The 21657-nt window shown below is 42.4% G+C and carries 20 protein-coding genes, 2 pseudogenes and 2 other annotated features; of the genes and pseudogenes, 18 read left to right on the forward strand and 4 right to left on the reverse strand.

Annotated elements, in window-relative coordinates; all coding sequences use genetic code 11:
* Positions 1–6: 6 nt before the first annotated feature.
* The 4 genes from buk to PGP85_RS01675 all read left to right on the forward strand — a co-directional run bounded on the left by buk (position 7) and on the right by PGP85_RS01675 (position 3994).
* Positions 7–1080 (forward strand): butyrate kinase, encoded by a 1074-nt coding sequence (buk, locus tag PGP85_RS01660; RefSeq protein ID WP_270325670.1) that lies wholly within the window; start codon positions 7–9, stop codon positions 1078–1080.
* A gap of 86 nt (positions 1081–1166) precedes the next feature.
* On the forward strand, positions 1167–2285 hold the full coding sequence (locus PGP85_RS01665; protein WP_010742134.1) for an NAD(P)-dependent alcohol dehydrogenase: 1119 nt from the start codon (positions 1167–1169) through the stop codon (positions 2283–2285).
* Positions 2286–2299: 14 nt separating this feature from the next.
* A complete protein-coding gene (locus PGP85_RS01670) occupies positions 2300–2974 on the forward strand; it encodes a hypothetical protein (protein WP_270325672.1) in 675 nt (224 codons plus the stop codon).
* A gap of 183 nt (positions 2975–3157) precedes the next feature.
* A complete protein-coding gene (locus PGP85_RS01675) occupies positions 3158–3994 on the forward strand; it encodes a GNAT family N-acetyltransferase (RefSeq protein WP_270325673.1) in 837 nt (278 codons plus the stop codon).
* A gap of 53 nt (positions 3995–4047) precedes the next feature.
* Here PGP85_RS01675 and PGP85_RS01680 read toward each other — a convergent pair whose 3' ends face one another.
* Positions 4048–4482, reverse strand: a complete 435-nt coding sequence (locus tag PGP85_RS01680; protein ID WP_270325675.1) for an OsmC family protein — start codon at positions 4480–4482, stop codon at positions 4048–4050.
* A 172-nt stretch (positions 4483–4654) separates the two neighbouring features.
* Between PGP85_RS01680 and PGP85_RS01685 the strand changes: the two genes are divergently transcribed.
* Positions 4655–5512, forward strand: coding sequence for a formate/nitrite transporter family protein (locus PGP85_RS01685; protein WP_010742130.1), 858 nt, complete (start codon positions 4655–4657; stop codon positions 5510–5512).
* A gap of 75 nt (positions 5513–5587) precedes the next feature.
* Here the strand turns inward: PGP85_RS01685 and PGP85_RS01690 are convergent.
* Positions 5588–6406 (reverse strand): annotated as a pseudogene (locus tag PGP85_RS01690) (SDR family NAD(P)-dependent oxidoreductase).
* Positions 6407–6541: 135 nt separating this feature from the next.
* Here PGP85_RS01690 and PGP85_RS01695 point away from each other — a divergent pair.
* Both PGP85_RS01695 and PGP85_RS01700 read left to right on the forward strand, forming a co-directional pair.
* Positions 6542–7057 (forward strand): TetR/AcrR family transcriptional regulator, encoded by a 516-nt coding sequence (locus PGP85_RS01695; RefSeq protein WP_010742128.1) that lies wholly within the window; start codon positions 6542–6544, stop codon positions 7055–7057.
* A gap of 110 nt (positions 7058–7167) precedes the next feature.
* Positions 7168–7881 carry a nitroreductase family protein gene (locus PGP85_RS01700; protein WP_270325677.1) on the forward strand — a complete coding sequence of 238 codons (714 nt, stop codon included), beginning with the start codon at positions 7168–7170 and terminating at the stop codon, positions 7879–7881.
* A gap of 30 nt (positions 7882–7911) precedes the next feature.
* Here the strand turns inward: PGP85_RS01700 and PGP85_RS01705 are convergent, their stop codons facing one another.
* Complete coding sequence (locus PGP85_RS01705) at positions 7912–8871, reverse strand: YncE family protein (RefSeq protein ID WP_270325680.1); 960 nt, start codon at positions 8869–8871, stop codon at positions 7912–7914.
* A gap of 130 nt (positions 8872–9001) precedes the next feature.
* Positions 9002–9232 (forward strand) — a binding site (T-box leader).
* Positions 9233–9666: 434 nt separating this feature from the next.
* Positions 9667–9893 (forward strand) — a binding site (T-box leader).
* A 266-nt stretch (positions 9894–10159) separates the two neighbouring features.
* On the opposite strand from PGP85_RS01705, the gene trpE reads away from it, so the two are divergent.
* The 8 genes and pseudogenes from trpE (at position 10160) to PGP85_RS01745 (ending at position 17926) form a co-directional block, all read left to right on the forward strand.
* The gene (trpE, locus tag PGP85_RS01710; protein WP_270325681.1) at positions 10160–11509 is read left to right on the forward strand and encodes an anthranilate synthase component I; all 1350 of its coding nucleotides are present in this window, start codon (positions 10160–10162) and stop codon (positions 11507–11509) included.
* Positions 11506–12036: an anthranilate synthase component II gene (locus PGP85_RS01715; RefSeq protein ID WP_010742124.1), complete on the forward strand. Its 531-nt coding sequence runs from the start codon at positions 11506–11508 to the stop codon at positions 12034–12036. The genes trpE and PGP85_RS01715 overlap by 4 nt, the downstream gene beginning before the upstream one ends.
* A gap of 1 nt (position 12037) precedes the next feature.
* Positions 12038–13050, forward strand: a pseudogene (gene trpD / locus PGP85_RS01720) (anthranilate phosphoribosyltransferase).
* Positions 13051–13809 carry an indole-3-glycerol phosphate synthase TrpC gene (trpC, locus tag PGP85_RS01725; RefSeq protein WP_270325683.1) on the forward strand — a complete coding sequence of 253 codons (759 nt, stop codon included), beginning with the start codon at positions 13051–13053 and terminating at the stop codon, positions 13807–13809.
* A complete protein-coding gene (locus PGP85_RS01730) occupies positions 13806–14408 on the forward strand; it encodes a phosphoribosylanthranilate isomerase (RefSeq protein WP_270325684.1) in 603 nt (200 codons plus the stop codon). The genes trpC and PGP85_RS01730 overlap by 4 nt, the downstream gene beginning before the upstream one ends.
* Before the next feature lie 95 nt (positions 14409–14503).
* Entirely contained in the window at positions 14504–15697 is a 1194-nt protein-coding gene (gene trpB, locus PGP85_RS01735) for a tryptophan synthase subunit beta (protein ID WP_270325685.1), read from the forward strand.
* Positions 15694–16449, forward strand: coding sequence for a tryptophan synthase subunit alpha (gene trpA, locus PGP85_RS01740; protein ID WP_270325686.1), 756 nt, complete (start codon positions 15694–15696; stop codon positions 16447–16449). Before trpB ends, trpA begins: the two co-directional genes overlap by 4 nt.
* Before the next feature lie 70 nt (positions 16450–16519).
* Positions 16520–17926, forward strand: a complete 1407-nt coding sequence (locus PGP85_RS01745; protein WP_090403796.1) for a C69 family dipeptidase — start codon at positions 16520–16522, stop codon at positions 17924–17926.
* Positions 17927–17982: 56 nt separating this feature from the next.
* Here the strand turns inward: PGP85_RS01745 and PGP85_RS01750 are convergent, their stop codons facing one another.
* Entirely contained in the window at positions 17983–19038 is a 1056-nt protein-coding gene (locus PGP85_RS01750) for a nucleotidyltransferase domain-containing protein (protein ID WP_270325689.1), read from the reverse strand.
* Between the two features lie 257 nt (positions 19039–19295).
* Here PGP85_RS01750 and PGP85_RS01755 point away from each other — a divergent pair, with 257 nt between their 5' ends.
* The 3 genes from PGP85_RS01755 to PGP85_RS01765 all read left to right on the forward strand — a co-directional run bounded on the left by PGP85_RS01755 (position 19296) and on the right by PGP85_RS01765 (position 21527).
* Complete coding sequence (locus PGP85_RS01755) at positions 19296–19679, forward strand: hypothetical protein (RefSeq protein ID WP_270325690.1); 384 nt, start codon at positions 19296–19298, stop codon at positions 19677–19679.
* A gap of 45 nt (positions 19680–19724) precedes the next feature.
* Positions 19725–20354 carry a DUF2922 domain-containing protein gene (locus PGP85_RS01760; protein ID WP_270325692.1) on the forward strand — a complete coding sequence of 210 codons (630 nt, stop codon included), beginning with the start codon at positions 19725–19727 and terminating at the stop codon, positions 20352–20354.
* Positions 20355–20627: 273 nt separating this feature from the next.
* Positions 20628–21527 carry a diacylglycerol/lipid kinase family protein gene (locus tag PGP85_RS01765; RefSeq protein ID WP_270325693.1) on the forward strand — a complete coding sequence of 300 codons (900 nt, stop codon included), beginning with the start codon at positions 20628–20630 and terminating at the stop codon, positions 21525–21527.
* The last annotated feature ends 130 nt before the right edge of the window (positions 21528–21657 follow it).

Consider the following 21657-nt stretch of genomic DNA (forward strand, 5'->3'; position numbering starts at 1 on the left):
TCGCAGATGAAAATTTTAGCAATTAATCCCGGATCGACTTCGACCAAGGTTTCCTATTATGTGGATGGAGAAATCGTCAAAGAACAGGGGATTTCTCACTCAACAGAAGAGATTCGGAAATTTCAGAATGTTGTTGATCAAATGGAGTTTCGCCGAGATATCCTATTGGCGTTTATGAAAGAGGAAGGAATCGACCCTAAGGAACTAGACGCCGTTGCGGGACGGGGCGGAAGCTTGCCGCCGGTTTCATCGGGAGCTTATGAAGTGAACGCTGAGATGATCGATTATTTAAAAAATGTGACTCAGATCGAACATCCTTCGAATTTGGGCGCTATTTTGGCTAATGAAATTAAAGAACAAGGCAACGAAAAAACGATTGCTTTGATTTATGATCCCGTCTCGGTGGATGAACTTGAAGACGTGGCGCGGATTTCAGGCTTAAAAGGAATTGAGCGAAAGAGTATTGGTCATGCCTTAAACATGCGGGCGGTGGCAATGAAGGTTGCACGAGAAGAAGGTCTAGATTATCACAATTCAGTATTGATCGTTGCCCATTTAGGCGGCGGAAATACGATCAGTATTCATCAGAATGGTAAAATGATCGACCTGATCTCGGATGATGAAGGCCCATTTTCAACGGAGCGGACAGGCGGTTTGCCGTTGAAATACTTGATGCCGCTGTGTTACGAACGTTCTTTAAAAGAAATGCTGCGACTTTACAAACGGGAAGGCGGTTTGAAATCTTACGCGGGAACGAGCGATGCCAGAAAAATCGAAGAGCGGGTCTTGGCTGGCGATGAAGAGTTAAAAACAGTTTACGACGGTTATATTTATCAGATTGCTAAAGGCATCGGGAGCCTTGCAACGGTAACCAACGGCGTTGTCGATCGAATTGCCTTGACTGGTGGCGTGGCTTATTCGCAAATGGTTGTTGAAGAATTACAAAAACGAGTCGGATTTATCGCGCCGATCATCGCCGTGCCGGGGGAACACGAGATGATCGCTCTATCAAAAGGGGCAGAGCGTGTGGTATTAGGGGAAGAAGAGTTGAAGCAATTTTGCCAGTCCGACTTTGCGTAGAACAGGTTCGTACGCTGAAAAGAAATAACTGAAATAAAACTAGATATAAAAAGGATAGTAATTAAACAGAGGAAGGGGCAACACGAATGAAAATCAAAGCGGCATTAGTAAAGGAAAAAGGGGCACCATATGAAATCTCCGAATTAGAGTTAGCGGAAGTCGGATCTAAGGATGTATTAGTAAAAATCGTGGCATCAGGCTTGTGCCGGTCAGATTACGGAGAAAGAAACGGCAACAGTATCAACTTTCCCAATGTTTTAGGACACGAGGGGGCTGGAATAGTTGAACAAGTTGGTAACGCTGTAACCTCGGTCGAAGCAGGAGATCATGTAATCTTGTCTTACGCTTATTGCGGGGAGTGCAAACATTGTGTCGAAGGACATCCATCTTCTTGTGAAAAATGGTTCACCGTGAATAACCTTGGAAAAAATCCACGAGGAGAATTCATTTTGCATACTGAAGACGGAACCGAGGTCAACAACTTCTTTAATCAATCTTCTTTCTCAACGTATAGTTTGACGGAAGAATCAAATGTTGTAAAAGTGGATAAGGATGTTGATCTGCGCTTGTTGGGGCCATTAGGTTGCGGACTTGGTACAGGAAGCGGCGCGGTGTTGAGCGTATTGCAGCCGAAAGTGGGCGAAGGGATCGCAGTTTTTGGAACAGGCGCGGTCGGATTCTCAGCTGTCATGGCGGCTAAAATCGCTGGTTGTTATCCGATCGTTGCGATCGATATCAATGATCAACGCTTGGCAAAAGCGAAAGAACTAGGTGCGAGTCACATCTTTAACAGCAAAGAAAATGATCCAGAAAAATTTATCAAGGATTTGACCGACGGAAGGGGCTTGGATTATGTGATCGACTCAACAGGCGTCGGACCGGTCATGACCAAAGCTTTGCATTCCGTTAGTAATTCGGGAACCTTCGTGCCTTTGGCGGTAACTCAGAAGAGCTTTGAAGTGAATACCTTCTTCGATTTAGTTTTCGGCAATAAAAAGGTTCGCGGTGTATTGATCGGAGATACAATCGCTAAATACCATTTGCCAAACTTGATCGAATTCTACAAACGCGGCGAGTTTCCATTCGATCAATTTGTAAAATACTATGATTTTGAAAACATCAACCAGGCAGAAGCAGATTCTATCAGCGGCGAGGTTATCAAGGCAGTTGTAGTGATGGACAAAGATTACCAGCCGCCTAAGTGATAGGAGGAGATAAAATGAAAAAAGGGGACATTGTTTGGGCGCTCTTACTAGCTGGATTACTCATGCTGTTTGTAATTCCCGCTACCAGAGATTCCATCTTGGCGGCAAGCGGCGCCCATCCTTACATCGGCGGCTTCATTCAATTTGCGATCTTAGCAACTATGGGGGATCTGTTTGGCAAGCGAATCGCTTCGGGCGAGTATCAGTTTTCGTCACAAGTCTTGCTGCGGGCAGTCGTTTGGGGAATCATCGGCTGTATGGTGACATTGGTATTCCCAGTCTTTATGGGCGGTGCAGGTCTGGCGCAAGCAGGAAAACTATTGCCATTTGCGGGTGTTTCCGTTGTCCAAGCTTTCTGCGGCAGCAGTATTATGAATTTGACTTTTGCTCCAGCGATGAATACCTTCCATCGGATCATGGAGCTGTGGATCGAAACTTCGGCAGCCAAAGAACCGGTGAGTTTAAAAGGATTGATCGGAAAAATTGATTGGGTAGCCTTTGTAACCTTCAATTGGCTGAAAGTTGGAATTTGTTTTTGGATTCCGGTTCACACGATCGTCTTTCTGCTGCCGGAAAATGTACGAGTGGTAGTAGCGGCCTTCAGTTCGATCGCTTTGGGAATCATTCTTTCCTTTGCTTCGAAAAAGGGCAGTACCCCGGCGAAAATAACAGAGGAAGAAGCGGTTTAATAAAATAGGTTGAAAGGTTGTTCTAATCACTTAGGACAACCTTTTTAATGGTGAGAAGCTTCTCATTAAACGGTGAGATAAAACGGTTACATGATATGCTGATAATAGACGATTAGAGTAAAAGCAGTAAGAATTGTTGGGTATACGGCTCAGCTTTTTTTTTGCAAAGAAAGGAGTAGTGACATGTACGAAATCAAGGATTTATCTGGTGTAGAATTCTCTAAGGTCGCCGCCTGTATGAGAGATGCCTTTTCTGATTACTATGTAAAAATGGAATTGGGGGATGAGGCTCTTTACCATCGCTTCCACAGTGAAAATGTCCGCTATGATTTATCTTGCGGCGCCTTTGTTGAGGATGAATTGATAGCCGTTTTATTGAATGCGGTGGGCGATTATAATGGAGAAAAGGTCGCTTTTGATGCGGCAACAGGTGTCGTTCCGGCACATCGCCGCAAAGGACTTTATTCGAAAATGATGGATTTTTGTATGGACTTATTAAAGCAGCACAATTTTGCTTATTATGGGTTGGAAGTGATCCAGACCAATGAACCGGCAGTCGCGACGTATCGAAAAATGGGCTTAGACGTCATTAAAGAATATGCGTGCTTTAGAGGAAATGCGAAAGAATCGGCAAAAGGAACTGAAGAATTCCAAGAATTGCCGATCAAAGAATTTCCGTTAGAAAAATTAGTACCATTGATGCATGATGCGCCCTCATTTGAAAATCGCACAGAGATTCTTCAATTTTTCCCTGATGATTATCTGATTATGTTTACCGGAACCCCAGACCGATGCGAGGCGTTCGTTATTTACCAAAAAGATAATGGGCACGTGAAGCAATGGGGAAGACGTGAAGGAAAATTGCCAGAATTAGGCCAGCTGATGGTCAATCTAAGCGGACGTTATCAGGATGTTCGACTGCATAATATTAATTTTACCGATCAGGAGTTGATCGCACATTTAGAAGAATTGGGCTTTGATCATTTTTGTGATCAGTACGAAATGAAAATGGATTGGTAAAACTGACGAACCCGTTAAAAGAAGAGAATTTCTTTTAGCGGGTTCTTTTTAAGCTATGGATTGATATGAAGCTCCATCTCTGGTGCATTGACAATCGTATCTTTGACCGGGCAGGTTTTTTCGATAAAGGCCACGAGGTCTTGAATTTCCTCATCCGTATTGTCGGCATCGATATAATAATTGGTGATGATTTTTGAGAAACCGACTTTGATATCTGTTTTGCCTTTCAGCCGATCAGAATCGATTTCACCAAAGATTTCTACCCGCATCGACTTTAATTTGATCTGCTTTGCTTGATAAAAGAACCGAACCACCATCATTTTACAGGCACCTAGTGAGCAAAGCAGTGCTTCTAACGGATTCATCGCTTCATTGGTTCCGCCAACATTTTCTGGTTCGTCGATCATAAACTCAAATCCGCGAGCGGAGCATTTCAGCTGCAATCCGCCTAAAGATTCAACCTCTGCTTTTAAAACTTGTTTGACCATTAAAATCCCTCCAGCTTCTTTTCTCTAATCATACGGTTTTTGCTCAAAAAATTAAATAACTTGTGCAATTTTTCTCAATATTTCATTTTTTTCCATATTTTCATTGAAAATAATATGGAAATCTTGTATGATACCCTTACATTATGGCTTCGGCCAAGAAGGAAGGAACCTTATGAAATCGGATTTATTTATGGAAATTGAAGAAACACCTGCGACTGAAAGCGAAAAGCATGTGAAAACTAACTCAACATTAATGTCACAGTTGGAATATTCAATTAGTAAAAAAATTGATTTGTTTAACTCGAGTTTGCCTCGTTATGCAGTACGTTCAATGTTTGCTTGTTTATTTTTAGCTTTAGGAACGGCTATTGCTTTTTATATCGCCATTCGCATGCAAGAAGCGATTCCTGGTTTGGAAAAAATGGCTTATGCCTTTATGTTTAGCTGGTCATTAGTAATGATCCTCTTCATGAATGCAGAATTAGGGACATCGAATATGTTATACACCACGATCGGTGTGTATAAGAAAAAAATGTCTGTATCGTTTGCTTTGAAATTATTGTTTACCTGTATCTTGTTTAACTTGATCGGCGGAGTGCTTTGCGGCTACTTGTTATCATTAACAGCACCGTTTGGCCACTTAGAGGCTGATAATTATATGTTCACCGGAATCGCGTCTAAACTGACCAAATCTACGAGTCAGATTCTAGTGGAAGGCATGTTCGCAAATATCGTCGTGAATACGGCTGTGTTGGTAAGTCTGCGAATGAAGGATGATGCAGCGAAGGTTATGGCGATCATCTTTATCATTTTCATCTTCGCCTTCTTAGGCTATGAGCACGTGATTGCCAACTTCCCAGCTTTTTCTCTAGCGTACTTTGCTTCTCATGGAACGATCGCTGAAATGACTGCAGGAAATGTGGCTCATAATTTATTCTTTACTTTAATCGGAAACTTTATCGGTGGTGGCTTGGTCATGGGTCTTGGGTACTCGTGGTTGAATAATACCGATTCTAAATATGTTGACTAAAAAAAGTCACATCTATAAACAAAAATCCGCGAAAATCTAAATTGATTTTCGCGGATTTTTTTATTTGAAAAGCACTTATTTTTTTAAAACACTTTTTACAAACTGATTCATGCCAAAACGTGTGATTCGTGGATGATTTCTTGTTATCCAAACCATCATCCGATCGCTAAGGGAATAGTAATAACGAAATTTTGGTCGAGTATCGGTTGCGGCCTGATAGAATACTTCGGCGAGGTCTTTAGAAGTAGCTGACAAGTTGATATTACCTAACAGGTTTCCGATCCCGTCTACTAATTTTCCATAAGGGGAGTCGGGTTTTAAGTTGTCTTTGACATTTTTCATGGCGATCTCACTCCAGGCCGATTGCGTTCCGCCGGGTTGTACAATGACAGATCGGATGCCGAATTGTTTCACTTCTGTATCCAGCACGTCTGACCATTGCTGCAGGGCTGCTTTTGAAGCATGATAATGCGCTCCAAGCGGTACATAGCCATTTCCGCCGGTTGAACTAATATTAACGATTCGACCAGATTTTTATTTTCTCATCGTTGGCAAGACTAATTGTGCCAGATTGACTGCGGCAAAGTAGTTCACTTTAAATTGGTATAAGGCGTTGGCATAACTTATTTCCTCCGTGGGTCCAAATTCTCCATAGCCTGCGTTGTTAATGAGGACATCGATTCGACCAAATTTTTGCAGTGCAAATTGAACAAAAGCTTCATTGGAGGCAACCTCAGAAACATCCAGCTTGAATGCCAAGATATTATTATCAACAGGAATTTTTTCTACTCTTCGTGCCCCAGCAACGACAGAATAGCCCTTCTCAGCAAATAGTTTGGCTGCTTCAAAGCCCATTCCGTTAGATGCACCAGTGATTAAAGCTACTTTTTTCATACTATATTTCTCCCTCCAGAGGGTTACATTTGTAACTATCTTGGAGAGATTATATAATCTAAAAGAGCATAGGACAAGTGATCTGATATCATAGGTTACACATCGATCAATTTGTAACGATCAAGGAGGCTGCTCATGGCAAAAACAAATTATTCGATTTCATTGCAAGAAGACAGCAAAAATTTCATCACCGAAGCCACATTGCAATTACTTGATTCTAAATCGTTTAACAAATTGACAGTTATGGAGGTTGTTAAGCGGGCAGGTGTTTCTCGGATGGCCTTTTACAGAAATTTTGAGTCGATCGAAGATGTATTAAAACAGTATTATTGTCCAAAATTTGAGGCCTTTTTTGATAAAATAAAGAAGACCCACGGGGAAGAAGAGCTGGTGATTCTTACAGAATTTTTTTCAGTCATGAAAAGTGATTTGATAAAAGCAATCAACCATGATTATGACAGTATCTTTTTTGATATCCTCAGTCAGCAGACAGAGTTGTTTATCCAGCCGCAAAACAGATCAGAGTATTATCAGATGAAGTTTATTATTGCCGGAACATTTACCGTCTGGAAAGTATGGTTAACGGAAGAAGATGAGACCTCATTGGCGGAAATGTGGGCTTTGCTGAGCAATCTGACAAAAAAATATTAGATGAGACAATTAAAGACCATTTAAAAGAGATCCTTCGCCTACTTTTTATTGCGATTCTTTGCAATGGCGCCTATAGTTAAAATAGTGAATGTGAATGAGGAGGTAGTTGTATGGAGCTGTATTCAAGTATTTTTACGCGCAAGTCGACTCGTAATTTTACTTCAACACCATTGCCGGACAGTAAACTCAAAGAAATTGAGGCCTTTATCGAGACGGTTAAGCCGTTGATACCCGCTGCGAAAATCACTTATAAATTAGTGGGGCTAGAAGGGGTCAAGGGAATGGGCGTTCCAAAGGCGCCGCATTATTTTCTGATCTATGGTGAAGAGCAGCAATTGAGAAATACCTGTGCGGGTTTCTTATTTCAGCATGCAGAGTTGTTTCTTTATTCTCAAGGCTATGCGACTCGTTGGGTCGGAATGATCAAGCCGAAAGAATCGGATGCTGATTTTATTATTGGGATGGCTTTTGGTGAACCCAAAGAACCCGCCATCCGATCGCTAGCTGATTTTGATCGCAAACCTATGAAGGAGATATCCGAAGGAAAAGATTCGCGTATTGAGGCGGCACGTTTGGCTCCCTCTGGTTTGAATGGACAGCCATGGTATTTTATCGCGAAAAATGGCGCGATCTTTGTTTATCGTCAGAAAAAGATCAATGGACTGCCGGGGATGATGTACAAGCTGACCGATTTGGATGTAGGAAGCGCGCTCTGTCATTTGGCTGTGGCAACTGAGGAAAGCGGCAAAGAATTTGAATTTTTACTGAGTAAAGGAGCTCCAGCGGCACCGGATGGTTTTGTCTACTTAGGTACAGTGAAATAGAAAAAGCCTACCAAATTTTTTTTTGGTGGGTTATTTTGTGAGCAGTTTTGTCAGGTCCAAGGTCACAGTTTCTTTCATGACATAAGGAGTCTTCTTGCAATAGGCGGCCGCTCCACTTTCAAATAAGGCAAAAAGCTGATTGCCTTCCACATAAATCTGTTCTAAATAAGGCGGCGTGTCGATAATTTTCATCGTTTCAGCCAGATCAGAAAAATCAGCGGTATTTTGAATATCGAAAACAAAGATTTTTCCGGGTTGTTTGCCCCAAGACTGCGACAGCAGCAGTAAATTATTGTAGATGGTCACGCCTTGAATTTTTTGCGGAATCGCCAAAGTATCATAAGGAGATTTGACTAGTGTATTCTCAACAGCGACCTCCAAATTTCCTTGATCATCGATCGGATAGCAGCAGAATTTTCCAAGCTCATTCAAAGTAAATAAAGCAACGTACAGATAACCTTGATCGTAAGTTAAAGCGGATGCCCGCGGCAATTCTTTTAGGGTGACTTTTTGCTGATAGGTTATAGGGACAGAATCATCCATATAGTTTTCGAGCTCAGTAAGCTGAATCGCCGCCACAGCAGCGTATTTTCCTGCAGTGTTGCTGATCCAGATTTTCCGATGGATCGGATCATAGGCTAACCCGCCTGCGTGGGGCAGATCAGGCAAGATGACCGTTTTTATTTTGACACCGGTGATTCGATCCAACACGTAAATGACAGAATGATGTTGATGGTCATGACAATAGGCAGAGATGAGCAGATAGTTTTCCGTTAACGTCAGTCCTTGAGGTGTCATGTCCGAACAATTTTCTTTTTGATTTTTCAAATTGAGGGATGTTGCTTTCTTTAGGCCTGGAACGGGATAAGCCAATTCCACGGCGGTATCAAAGAATTCGGGAAACGCCTGTAAGACATTTTTGCGATTGAAAAAAGAACCCGTTAAAAAATGGCGCAACCAATTGATTAATTTAAAAAAAAGATTTTTCACCGATTTCGCCTCCAATACCCTTATTTTAACAAGTTCCGTGAATTACGAACAGTCAAAGGGTTGGGAGAAAATGATTTTTTTGGCTAAAAAATATTGACAAGTCGAAAAAATGCGAGTAGTATTCAAAAAAATAAGTGTCTGACAAAAGAGAAGTAACATAAAAGAACCTTTTCAGAGAGCTGATGGTGCTGCGAATCAGTAGGGGGAATTATGCGAATGGACTTTTGGACGAAGTTTTGAAAGAGTAGTAGGAACTTCCGGGAACTCCCGTTATAGAGTAAGGTCGTTGTTGGACGACTGAATGAGAAATGCCTTGTTTGGCATACCATTGAGGTGGCACCGTGGATTATCCGCCCTCAAACCAAAGCTTTTTTTGGTTTGAGGGCTTTTTTTGCGAGTTCCACTTGGTATTTTTAATACCTTAGTGGAATCGTATGCGTAGTGAAAACAAAGTTATTTTTTCTTCTGAGAAAAATAATTACTACAAAATGAACTAGCTGTTCAGTTTTTCTTCACGCTTTAGCGTGATTAGAAAAATGATATGTGTACGAAAATAGAGGATTTTACGTTAGGAAAATCCAAACCCAACTTGTGAAGTAACTGCGAGTTTTTAATGCCTTAGAGGAATCGTATGCGTTGTTAAAACAAGATTATTTTTCTCAAAATAATTACTACAAAATGAACTAGCTGTTCAGTTTTTCTTCACGCTTCAGCATGATTAGAAAAATCCAAACCTAACTTGTGAGGTAACTGCGAGTTCAGATGCTCATTTAATTTATTAAAACAATATTTAAAACCAAATCATAAACAAGAGAAGTAGCTAGGATAGAAAAAATCACAGAAAGTTTCGGTTGATGAGAAGAAACATTTTTTCCTTAGTGAATGGACTTGTTGGAGCGTTCTTGAATCACAGTAGGGAACGACGGGAGCTCCCGTTATAGAGTGCGATCGTTGTTGGACGATTAGAGTTGCTGTTTTCGAACAGTAAAAAGAGGTGGTACCGTGCTATTTGCGCCCTCAAACCAGAGTTTCTTTGGTTTGGGGGCTTTTTTGTCAGTTTTTCTTCATGCTTCAGCATGATTAGAAAAATGATATGTGTACGAAAATAAAGAGTTTTACGTTAGGAAAATCTAAACCTAACTTGTGAGTTAACTACGAGTTCCACTTGGTATTTTTAATACCTTAGAGGAATCGTACGAATAATGAAAACAAAATGAACCAGCTAATCAGTTTTCTTAACGCTAAAGAATTTTCTGAATCATCAAATCTATTTCTAAGGAGTCTTACCATGAAAAAAATAAAAGCGATCACCAATAAAAATTTAAATCCCCTAACTATCTATTACAGCTTGGAAGCTCGCGGAACGTGTCTATTTGAGCGAAGGTCTGAGACACAGGATTATTCGATCATCGCTTTTGATCCGGTCAAGCTACTGAGTTTTCAAAATGGGAACTTTTGCGATGGCGTGGAGAGTTATCCATGTGAAGACCCACTAAAGGAATTAGAAAAACATGTGCTGACAGCTGAAGCGGAACTAGCAGACTTGCCGTTTCAGGGCGGAGCTATTGGTTATGTGGGCTATGATGTGGCGGCTTGTTACGAAAACATCGGCGAGATTCCTCAAGATGAGCTGAATCTTCCTGACCTGCAATTTTATCTATATGAATCCTATGTGCTCTATGACAAACGAAATCAAATGTGCAAATTGGTGGTTGGAAATAGTTACAGCAATGACACGGAAGAACAGTTAAATAGACGTTTAGAGGAATTAGAGCGAAGACTTCAACAGGAAATAAACCTGCCTGATTTAGAAATGGAGCCGTTGCACTTTACGAGTAATTTCTCTCAAAAGGAATTTGAAACGATCGTGAGGCAGGCGAAAGAAAGAATTGTTACGGGGGATCTGTTCCAAGTAGTCCCTTCCCAGCGTTTGTCGGCAGAGTTTTCAATCGATCCTTTTGCTTATTTTAGACAGTTGAGAAAAAGCAATCCTTCAGCGTATCTTTACTATTTGGATTTTCCAGAGGTTCAAGTGATCGGCAGTTCGCCGGAAAGTCTAGTCACCGTTGAAGGGGAGCGAGTGACGACTAATCCGATTGCGGGGACTAGAAAGCGTGGAGAGAATTCACAGGAAGATGAAGCGTTGGCAGATGAGCTGCAAAATGATCCGAAGGAAATCGCGGAACATCGAATGCTGGTTGATCTTGGGAGAAATGATCTAGGCAAGGTTGCTGTTCGCGGGTCTGTGACTGTGCCGACATACTTGACCATTGAACGTTATCGTTTTGTGATGCATCTAGTTTCTGTAGTGACAGGGAAGTTAAAGCCTAATTTGACGGCGATGGATGCGTTGAAGGCGACACTGCCAGCTGGAACGGTCAGCGGTGCGCCCAAGATTCGGGCGATGACCCGCATCTATCAATGGGAAATAGTCAAACGTTCGATCTATGCGGGAGCTGTCGGATTTCTCGACCAAAAAGATCAGGCTGATTTTGCGATTGCGATCCGCACGATGGTCATTAAGGATCAGCGAGCACATGTGCAAGCGGGGGCGGGAATCGTCTACGACTCGGAGCCAACGAGTGAATATTTTGAAACATTACAAAAAGCCAAAGCGCTGATGGAGGTAGGACAATGATTTTATTAGTCGATAATTATGATTCATTTACCTATAATCTGGTTCAGCTTTTACCAGAGGATCTGCAAATTTTACGAAACGACGATCCAGAATTGTTCTCAACGGCGGAAAAGGCCTCGGCAATCGTACTTTCGCCGGGACCGGGACGACCAGAAGAAGCAGGAAAGATGGAAATGCTGATTCGTCGTTTTTATCGCAGGAAACCGATCTTAGGAATTTGCCTTGGTCATCAGGCGATTGGTGAAGTTTTCGGTGGAAAAATTGTCAGTGCCCCTACCATCATGCACGGCAAACAATCACGCCTGCAAGGTCAGACGGATCGCCAAGTGATGCGTTACCACTCGCTGGTAATTGATCCAAAAGAATTGCCGCAGGATTTGGAAGTAACTGATCAGGCAGAAGGCTGTATCATGGCAATTCGTCACAAACGCTATCCAGTATTTGGCCTGCAATTCCATCCAGAATCAATCGGAACAGAAGATGGCGCCAGCTACCTCACTCAATTTTTACAGAAAGCAGGGATTTAACATGCAGGAATTATTTGAAAAAGTTTATCGTGGAAAAGATTTGACCATCAATGAAATGCAGCAGCTGGGCAAAGCGATCTTTGAACAAGAATTGACGGATAGCCAAATCAGCGGCTTATTAGTTGGATTAAAAGTTAAAGGCGTTGCGGCAGCGGAGTTGACAGGCTTGGCTCAAGTCATGCAGGGGAAAGGGACGCCGATGTTATCAGCGCCGGCTGGCGTGATGGACAATTGCGGTACAGGCGGTGATCACTCGCATAGCTTTAATGTCAGTACGACTTCAGCGTTTGTTTTAGCAGGCGGCGGGATTCCCATGGCGAAGCATGGAAATCGCAGCATTTCCAGCAAATCCGGCAGTGCTGACGTGTTAGAAGCATTAGGGATTTCATTGACGGTCAGTCCTGGGAAAATTGATTATTTATTGAAGGAAGCTGGAATCGCGTTTCTTTTTGCACCAACATTGCATCCTGCCATGGGTGCGGTGATGCATATTCGCAAGGAGCTAGCGACACCGACGATTTTCAACTTATTGGGTCCAATCATTACCCTTATCCTTTAGAACATCAATTGATGGGGACTTATGCGGGTGATTCCCTAGTCGAATCGGCGAAAACATTGGGGCAGTTAGGACGGAAACGAGCGATCGTGGTTCATGGACACGGTGGTATGGACGAAGCGAACCTAGCTGGCACAACTCATTGCGCGATTTATCAAAATGATGTAGTTGAAGAATTTTCTTTTGATCCAGAAGAAGTTGGCTTCAAAAAGGTTCCATTAGCCGGAATCGTTGGTGGATCGGCTGAGAAAAATAAAGAGATACTACTTTCTGTCTTAAAAGGCGTGCCATCTGCTTACTATGAAACTGTTTTGCTAAATGCTGGATTAGGTTTTCTAGCCAACGGTCGAGTGAAAACCTTGGCTGACGGGATTACTGAGGCAGAACAATCAATTCTTTCCGGGGCTGCCTACGATCGGCTGCAACAGTTGATAACTAAACAACAGGAGGTGGCCTAAATGGACTTTTTGACAAAAATCTTGCGAGAAAAGAAAAAAGAGGTTGAAAACCTAACAGCTGTACAGGAAGTTCGTACGAAGCGGCGTCCTTCCTTTTATCAAATGCTGAAAGAACACCCTGAAAGGATGCATGTGATCGGTGAAATCAAACGTGCCTCTCCCTCAAAAGGAACGATTAATGAAGACGTAGATATCTTGCAGCAGGCCGAAAGTTATGAGCAAGCCGGAGTCAGTGCGATTTCGATATTGACCGATCCAGTGTTTTTTAAGGGTAGAATCAATGATCTGGCTGCGATTGCACAGGTCGTTGAAGTTCCGCTTTTATGCAAAGATTTTATCATCGATGAACGGCAGTTGGACCGAGCGAAAAAAGCCGGAGCGAGTATCGTGTTGCTGATTGTCGCCGCCTTATCTTCTTCGCGCTTGGCAAAACTTTATCAAGGAGCGCAAGATCGTGGACTGGAAGTACTTGTTGAGGTGCATGATGCAGAGGAGTTGAGCAAGGCTCAAGCGCTTGGTGCAAAAATCATCGGTATCAATAATCGGAATTTGAAAACATTTGATGTTTCGATCCAAACTAGTTTGGATTTGGCCCAGCTGGAAGGGGACACGCTCTATATCAGTGAATCCGGCTTTAGGACAGGCGGGGATGTTGAAAAAATCAAACAGGCTTATCAGGGGATTCTTGTCGGGGAGACGTTGATGAGAGCGGAGGACCCTGCAGAAAAAATCACCGAATTGCGGGTGAGTCGAGAATGACGCAAATCAAAATATGTGGTCTGAAAAACCGACAAGCGATCGAAGCAGCGGTAATGGCTGGCGCGGATTATCTTGGTTTTGTTTTTGCTGAAAGTCCTCGACAGGTGCGACCAGAAAAGGTTCGCGATTTGACAAAAGATTTGCCGCAGGAAATTAAAAAAGTCGGTGTTTTTGTTTCACCGCAGAAAGAAGAGGTTGAAGAAATCGCCGCTATCGCTGACTTGGATATGATTCAAATTCACGGGAAATCAGATTTAACAGAGCTTTCTCGACCAATCATTCGAGCCTTCAGCATCAAAGATCAGGAGTCGATTTATTTCTTTCAGTATCCGCATTTTTTATTAGATGCACCGCCAGCAAAACTGATGGGCGGAAACGGACAGACCTTTGACTGGCAACTGGTTGATCAGCGACATCTGCCCAAAAAGAGGCTCTGGTTAGCAGGTGGATTAACGGCTGAAAATGTCGGAGAAGCGATCCAATTCTTTCAACCGCGGGTAGTAGATGTTTCCAGCGGGGTCGAAACTGACGGCGAAAAAGACTTAGCAAAAATCGTCGCCTTTTGCCAAGCGGTAAAAGCAGCAGATGCCAAGAAATAGCAGATATACGGAGTGAAGATCATTCCTTTTTTATCAGTGATTTTTAAATTTATAAATAAATGAATGTAAGAAAAGAAAATTTAAGGAGTGATTTCATGTATCAAGAACCGAATCAGGAAGGTTTCTACGGAGAATATGGCGGGAAGTTTGTTCCCGAAACATTAATGTATGCGATCCAAGAATTGGAAGCGACTTACGAGGAATCAAAGCAAGATCCAGAATTTCAAAAAGAGTTGACGTACTATCTGAAGCAATATGTAGGTCGGGAAAATCCACTTTATTTTGCGGAACGTTTGACCAATGATTTAGGCGGAGCCAAAATTTATTTGAAGCGCGAGGACTTGAATCACACTGGCGCACATAAAATTAATAATGCTTTAGGACAAGTATTGTTAGCTAAAAAGATGGGCAAACGCAAAGTTGTCGCTGAAACTGGCGCGGGTCAACATGGCGTGGCAACGGCCACCGCGGCTGCGTTATTCGGAATGGAATGTACAATCTTTATGGGTGAAGTCGATGTGAAGCGTCAGGCCCTGAATGTCTTTCGAATGGAGCTTTTAGGGGCAAAAGTGGAAAGTGTGACTTCCGGCAGCAAGACCTTGAAGGATGCCGTGAATGAGGCTTTACGCTACTGGGTCGCAACGGTTGAGGACACCCATTATGTGATGGGTTCGGTTTTAGGGCCGCATCCATTTCCTGAGATCGTTCGAGACTATCAAAGCGTGATCGGTATCGAGACACGTAAACAAATTCTGGAAGCAGAAAGACGATTGCCTGATTTGGTAATGGCCTGTGTCGGCGGCGGAAGCAATGCGATGGGGATGTTTTATCCGTTTATCGAAGACGAAGACGTTCGATTAATGGGGGTTGAAGCATCAGGACATGGATTAGATACCGATGAGCATGCGGCCTCGATCAATAAGGGGAGTGTAGGTGTTCTGCATGGTGCAAAAATGCACTTGCTGCAAGATGATGATGGTCAAGTGTTAGAAGCCTTCTCGATTTCTGCTGGCTTGGACTATCCTGGAATCGGTCCAGAACATTCATTTCTACATGATAATGGCCGGGCGGAATATGCGGCGATCAATGACGATGAAGCGGTTGAAGCATTTCATTATCTTTCTCAATTAGAAGGGATTATTCCAGCGTTGGAAAGCTCTCACGCCTTAGCACAAGTTATGAAGGTGGCGCCGACGATGGAAAAGGATCAAATCATCGTCATGAATCTTTCCGGTCGCGGGGACAAAGATGTTCAGCAAATCAAAGAACGAATGGAGGCAGCAAAATGAAACCATTGACGCAAACCTTAAAAAACAAAGCGGAAACAGAAAAATTATTCGTGCCTTATATTATGGCGGGCGCACAAGGCTTAGATAAATTAGCAGAAGAAATCGCGATGCTGGCCGAACAGGGGGCTGCTGCGATTGAGCTAGGTGTCCCTTTTTCCGATCCAGTCGCAGATGGGCCAACGATACAAGCAGCGGGATTGCGAGCGTTTGCCCAACAAGTTACCTTGAAAAAATTGATCGCAACATTGCATGAAATCCATTCAGAGGTGCCGTTGATCTTGATGGGCTACAGTAATTCTTTCTTCCATTATGGGGTCAAGGAGCTGGTGCATGATTTGCAGGGGACGGCCGTTCAAGGTTTGATTATTCCAGATTTGCCTTATGAGCATCGCAATTTGGTAACACCAGATTTAGGTGAGATGGCCTTGTTGACCTTAGTCTCCTTAACGAGTCCCACGGAACGGATCGAGGAGTTGACTGCAGAGGCGGAAGGTTTCATTTACGCAGTAACAGTCAATGGAATAACCGGAACGGATCAAAATTTCCGTCAGGATCTGATGGAGCATTTAGCGAAGGTTAAGTCAGCCAGCAAAATTCCGGTATTGGCGGGCTTTGGCATCTCAACGAGCGAGCAGGTCAAAAACTTCCAACAGGTCTGCGATGGTGTGGTGATCGGTTCGAAAATTGTCCGTTCACTAGAAGAACAGGGAACAGCAGAAACTGGAAAATTAGTAGCCGAAATCTTCCAATAGGGTTTCATTTGGTGTTTAATTTTTTTAGCGTTATACTTGAGATACCATGAAAAGGGAGAGTGTTTCAAGTATGACAAAAAGAGTAAAAGGTTCATGTACCACTGTACTAGTCGGAAAGAAAGCATCAATCGATGGCTCAACTATTATTTCAAGGAACGATGATGGGCATGAAGCTCTAGACCCACAACGTTTTGTGGTCGTTCAACCAGAAGACCAGCCAAGAAACTATCAAGCAGTAATCAGCGGTGTGAAAGTTGAATTGCCTGACAATCCAATGCGTTACACATCAATGCCAAATTCTATTTTAACCAATGGTATCTGGCCAGCTGCGGGGATCAACAGCGAAAATATCGCGATGTCTGCAACTGAAACAATCACAACTAATCCACGGATTCAAGGAATCGATCCTTATGTGGAAGGCGGGATTGGTGAAGAAGATCTTGTTACTTTAGTTTTACCTTATATTCACAGTGCCAAAGAAGGCGTTGAACGTTTAGGCGCATTGCTAAAACAATACGGAACTTACGAACCAAATGGGATCGCTTTTTCTGATCAAGATGACGTTTGGTGGTTGGAAACAATCGGCGGCCATCATTGGGCAGCAGTACGTATCCCAGATGATGCCTACGTAGTTGCACCAAACCGCATGAATATCGACGACTTTGATTTTGATTCTGCTGATACGCTTTGCTCTGATGATTTGCAAGCATTGATTGAAGACAATCACTTGAATCCAGATTTTGAAGGCTACAACTTGCGCCACATTTTTGGTAGTTCTTCTATTAAAGATACAGTGTATAATAATCCGCGTGCTTGGTACGGTCAAAAATATTTCACTCCTGAAGTGGAACAAGACCCAATGGATCAAGATTTGCCATTCATTTGTCATGCGAACCGCAAAATCTCCATTGAAGACGTGAAATTTGTGTTAAGCTCTCACTTTGAAAACACGAAATACGATCCTTACGGCGACGGGACAGAAGCAGAAAAAACCTTGATTCGTCCAATTGGGATCAACCGTAACCACAATGTACACATTTTACAAATTCGTAACGGTGTACCAGCTGAAATCGCCGGTGTTCATTGGTTAGCTTATGGTGCGAATACCTTTAATACTGTCGTGCCATTCTATTCAAATGTTAATGACACACCAGCATGCTATAAAGATGCGACTGGTACTTTTGACATGAATAATATGTACTGGTTAAGCTGTGCAACTGCTTTACTTGGGGATACGGATTACAATTTCTACGTTGATTTCCGCAATACCTTTGAATTGCAAGCAATGTCTGCCTACCACGGTATTCAAAATGAAACCGACAAGGCTGTTGCAGATCAATCTGATGTCCAAAAATTCTTGGAAGCTGCCAATGAAAAATTAGCAGAAGAATCTTTCACTCGTCAAACCAAACTATTTGGCGATATGGTCATCTCAGGTTCAGAAAAAATGAAATTGCGTTACAACTTGAACGACTAATAGATATAAAAAAACTGGAACCTCTCGCCTTAGCGAAGGGTTCCAGTTTTTTGTGCTTATTTCAGTCCGTGGCGCTGGTATAGTTCGACGACCGTTTCATAGCGGTGCAAAATCCCGCCGCCAGATAAAATTCGCTCGGTACAATCTTTTTGAATGGCGCGAGCGCGTTCCACTAAATGGCTGAGATCATTGAAGCAAAAGGCGTTCATCAGGTCGGTAGATGCCAGTTCAATCGATAAATCTTCCTTTAAAGATTGCTGCAAACTACTAGCAGTCAGAAAAGCTAACTCATTGTTATTGGTCTGCTGGCAAGTATGTAGCTTATTGAAGCTTGAACAGACTTCTTCATACCAAGTTGCGGCTTGCTGATAATCTGGAATAGCTTCAGAAGAAGTATCTGCTGAAGGTACAATTGAGTGATTCACAGGATAGTTACAAAATGTGCCGACGTCCGCAACTATTTCTTGGCAAACGATTTGCAAGTCCGTCAGATTTTGTGTCTGCAAGATTTTCTGATAGAGAGAAAAAAAGTTTTTAGGCAATTCGGACATTTTTTGTAAGGCTTGATAGTGTTCTTTGATTCCTTTGTGGAAGTATGTTTGATTTTGATAAGCGATACAAGTCGATAAAGTACTCAACAGTTTACCCGCTAATTCTCTAGCAAAACTCCAGTCAGCAGTTTGCTGAATTTGCTGATTAAGCAGCAGAGCCCTTTGTAAACGACCAACGGCATGTTGCTGCATCAGTAATTTATCGGTCAAATTTCGTTTCATCTGCTGTTTTAGCTCATTAAAATGTTTTATTTCTTCCTTAGAATAGGAAAAAAGAATCTGTGAATCGCCAAGTAAGGGTGACAATCCGTTTTTAAAATCAGCGATGTCTTTCAAGGTATCCCACGATAACGGGAAGATATCATAACCGACGTCCTTTAAGATAAATGTTTCTGACAACTCTCTATTGGCTGAACGTGGAATATAAAATACGTCAACATCAGAAAATTCTGTAGCATTTCCGGTGACATAAGACCCGTAACAGATGATCAAATCAATTTCATCCGCTAGTTTTTTCGCTCGTTCAGCAATATAGGTTAAAACCTGTTCTTGTATCTTCATAGCGCTTCCTTTCTGATGATGTCGTAACTAACTATAGCATGAATCGAAGAGGGCAAGAGTCCTTTTTTCATGATGAAAGTACCAAAAAGGCCGAATTTTTGTCAATAGTTTTTTTCAAATTCGTGAAATTCGGCAAAAAATGTCGCGTTTTTGAGACATTTCCCGACAAAGTGAAAAACCTCGTTGACTTTACTGCTTTTTTTGACGTATCGTTTAGGCGTGATTACAAGCAGAAAATGAAAAAAGGAGGCGACAGCATGTCAGAACCCCTATTTACACCGAGACAATTATTTACGTTAAAACGAAAAACTATAGAGAAACGCACGAGCACTTATTACGAAGAAACGCGCGATGAAGCGCAGACAGTCAAAATTTTGATAGCGCTTCAAGTAAGAGATGAACTGGGAGAAGACGATTTCTCCTTCTTCATGTATGACCTCGTCCGCCGTCTATTTATGAAAACCAAATCGACCCGAGCATTGCGTCGTTATTATGTCTACTTCAAAGAATATTTTGAAGCGAAGGAGTGGCGGTTATTAACGCTCCGCCTATTTCCAATCAAAACCTATATCGCTGAAAAGCTTGAGCAATTATATACGCAATTTATCAAAGAACCCTTAGAAGGATTGGTCGGGTCTTGACGAAGGAGCAGCGGTAAAAAAAACGAAAAGAAAGGATAAAAACAAATGATAAATTTAGCCGCAACATTTGAGAACAGCAATGGCAGAAACCATCGCTGGAGTATGAAAGACCCAGATACCAGTAAATCCGCGACAGAAATCAAAACATCCTTAGAAAAGTTAACGGCGCTCAATCTATTCGAAAAAGACGGTGTCGGCTTGTTCCAAAAAGTCGTGACTGCAAAATTTGTCGAAACGATCGTGACTCCGATTTTTGATAAAAATGATCCAACGAATGATGAAGCAACTGCTATGACAAGGGATGAATCTGTTCAAATGCAGACAGTTCCAGCAGTCGAACCAATAATTGAACCAGCAGAAAATTCTGCAGAACCGATCCGCGATCTGCGAGAATTAATTGTGGAACAAAAAGTGATTCAACCAGACATCCTGCGTCAAGTAGTTGAATTACCAGAAGGTGTGAACGCAGAAGAACTAAGCCAACAGGAGGCATTGTCCCTAGTGCTGGCAATCATGCCGCCAAACGGTACACTCGAAGACCTTAGTATGGATCAAAGTACAGAGCCTGTGCGAATGATCCTAACCGTTCGAATGAAAGAAGAACCCAAATCTACAGCTGGCGAATCGCCGCCGAAAAAGAGGCGAAAGCGGCTATTAGAATGGCTTAGAGGTTAAGCTGAAAGGTATAATTCGACGTGGAAAAAATCAAAACAGTACCAACAAAAGGGGGATGAATAGCGCGCAGCCATTGCCCATAGTTTGTGCTGATTAAATATAATTATCGCCTAAACTGAAAGAATCTTTGATAAAAAAGATTCCTTTGGCTTTGGGCTCTTTTTCGTGGGAGGCATCACCAAAGGTAAATCGCCCTCTACCTGTTATACTGAACTAGAAAACGGATACTTGATACTAATTTTCCAGATAACCGAAAAGGGGAGAAATGAAACTATGAAAAAAGCAGTCTTGATCGTCAATCCCAGCTCTGGGAATGAAGAGGCAAAAAAATACTCGGGTCAAGCTCGGGAAAAACTAGAGCAGTTTTTTGACGAAGTAGAAGTTCGGGAAACAGAAAAAGGCGGCGATGCGACTAAGTTTGCTCGTGAGGCCGCAGAAGCAAGAGTGGATAGTGTCTTTGCAATGGGCGGCGACGGAACGGTCAATGAAGCAATCAGCGGATTAGCAGAACAGAAATATCGACCGAAGTTCGGCTTTTTTCCACTAGGAACAGTCAATGACTTGGGGCGTTCGCTGAATATTCCAATGGACCCGCAAGAGGCGATCGCATCGTTTGATAGCGAGCGAAAAACTTCCTTGGATATCGGCAAAATCAATGAGGACTATTTCATGAATATCGTGTCCGTGGGCAGTATACCCGAGGCCATTAGTGATGTAGACGTAGAAGAAAAGACCAAATTCGGCAAGCTGGCGTATTTCGTAAACGGAGTCAAAGAGGTATTCAATGATGAGAACTATCATTTTACTTTGGAAATTGACGGCGAAAAAACGGAGATCGAAAGCAGCGCCGTTGTGATCGTATTGACGCGCACGATTGGCGGATTTACTCACATCGTACCCGAGGCTAAAAATAATGACGGAAATCTTTATCTGCTTTATCTAAAAGATCAGAGCATTACGGATCGGTTGAAGAGCGTGCCGGACATTATCAAAGGTGTCGATCAGTCCACTGAAAATATCGGGTATACACCTTTTAAAGAAGGACGATTGACAGTGAAAGAGGATGCTGATCTGCATCCTAGTGTCGATGGCGATGAAGGCCCCGAGCTGCCTTTGAGTTTCAAAGTATTGCCGCAGCATCTTGAGGTTTATTGCGGAGAAGAAGAAAATTAATAAGGTGAGGCGACTGCGAGAAATGTAGTCGTCTTTTTGTATATCAGGAAAAGAGGATTATATTGATCAGAATAACCAAAAATAATTTTATATTTAGCGTAAAATATGGTATTTTTAGAGTGTCTTTAAA

It is taken from the genome of Enterococcus malodoratus, assembly GCF_027659535.1.
GTDB lineage: Bacteria > Bacillota > Bacilli > Lactobacillales > Enterococcaceae > Enterococcus_A > Enterococcus_A malodoratus.

Excerpts from the sequence above, each read along its gene's own strand:
- PGP85_RS01700 (WP_270325677.1), top strand. The coding sequence starts at position 7,168 with ATGGAGCTGTATTCAAGTATTTTTACGCGCAAGTCGACTCGTAATTTT.
- PGP85_RS01750 (WP_270325689.1), bottom strand. The coding sequence starts at position 19,038 with ATGAAGATACAAGAACAGGTTTTAACCTATATTGCTGAACGAGCGAAA.
- PGP85_RS01730 (WP_270325684.1), top strand. The coding sequence starts at position 13,806 with ATGACGCAAATCAAAATATGTGGTCTGAAAAACCGACAAGCGATCGAA.
- PGP85_RS01670 (WP_270325672.1), top strand. The coding sequence starts at position 2,300 with ATGAAAAAAGGGGACATTGTTTGGGCGCTCTTACTAGCTGGATTACTC.
- PGP85_RS01715 (WP_010742124.1), top strand. The coding sequence starts at position 11,506 with ATGATTTTATTAGTCGATAATTATGATTCATTTACCTATAATCTGGTT.
- PGP85_RS01675 (WP_270325673.1), top strand. The coding sequence starts at position 3,158 with ATGTACGAAATCAAGGATTTATCTGGTGTAGAATTCTCTAAGGTCGCC.
- PGP85_RS01680 (WP_270325675.1), bottom strand. The coding sequence starts at position 4,482 with ATGGTCAAACAAGTTTTAAAAGCAGAGGTTGAATCTTTAGGCGGATTG.
- trpA (WP_270325686.1), top strand. The coding sequence starts at position 15,694 with ATGAAACCATTGACGCAAACCTTAAAAAACAAAGCGGAAACAGAAAAA.
- trpB (WP_270325685.1), top strand. The coding sequence starts at position 14,504 with ATGTATCAAGAACCGAATCAGGAAGGTTTCTACGGAGAATATGGCGGG.
- buk (WP_270325670.1), top strand. The coding sequence starts at position 7 with ATGAAAATTTTAGCAATTAATCCCGGATCGACTTCGACCAAGGTTTCC.
- trpE (WP_270325681.1), top strand. The coding sequence starts at position 10,160 with ATGAAAAAAATAAAAGCGATCACCAATAAAAATTTAAATCCCCTAACT.
- PGP85_RS01765 (WP_270325693.1), top strand. The coding sequence starts at position 20,628 with ATGAAAAAAGCAGTCTTGATCGTCAATCCCAGCTCTGGGAATGAAGAG.
- trpC (WP_270325683.1), top strand. The coding sequence starts at position 13,051 with ATGGACTTTTTGACAAAAATCTTGCGAGAAAAGAAAAAAGAGGTTGAA.
- PGP85_RS01745 (WP_090403796.1), top strand. The coding sequence starts at position 16,520 with ATGACAAAAAGAGTAAAAGGTTCATGTACCACTGTACTAGTCGGAAAG.
- PGP85_RS01755 (WP_270325690.1), top strand. The coding sequence starts at position 19,296 with ATGTCAGAACCCCTATTTACACCGAGACAATTATTTACGTTAAAACGA.
- PGP85_RS01760 (WP_270325692.1), top strand. The coding sequence starts at position 19,725 with ATGATAAATTTAGCCGCAACATTTGAGAACAGCAATGGCAGAAACCAT.
- PGP85_RS01685 (WP_010742130.1), top strand. The coding sequence starts at position 4,655 with ATGAAATCGGATTTATTTATGGAAATTGAAGAAACACCTGCGACTGAA.
- PGP85_RS01665 (WP_010742134.1), top strand. The coding sequence starts at position 1,167 with ATGAAAATCAAAGCGGCATTAGTAAAGGAAAAAGGGGCACCATATGAA.
- PGP85_RS01695 (WP_010742128.1), top strand. The coding sequence starts at position 6,542 with ATGGCAAAAACAAATTATTCGATTTCATTGCAAGAAGACAGCAAAAAT.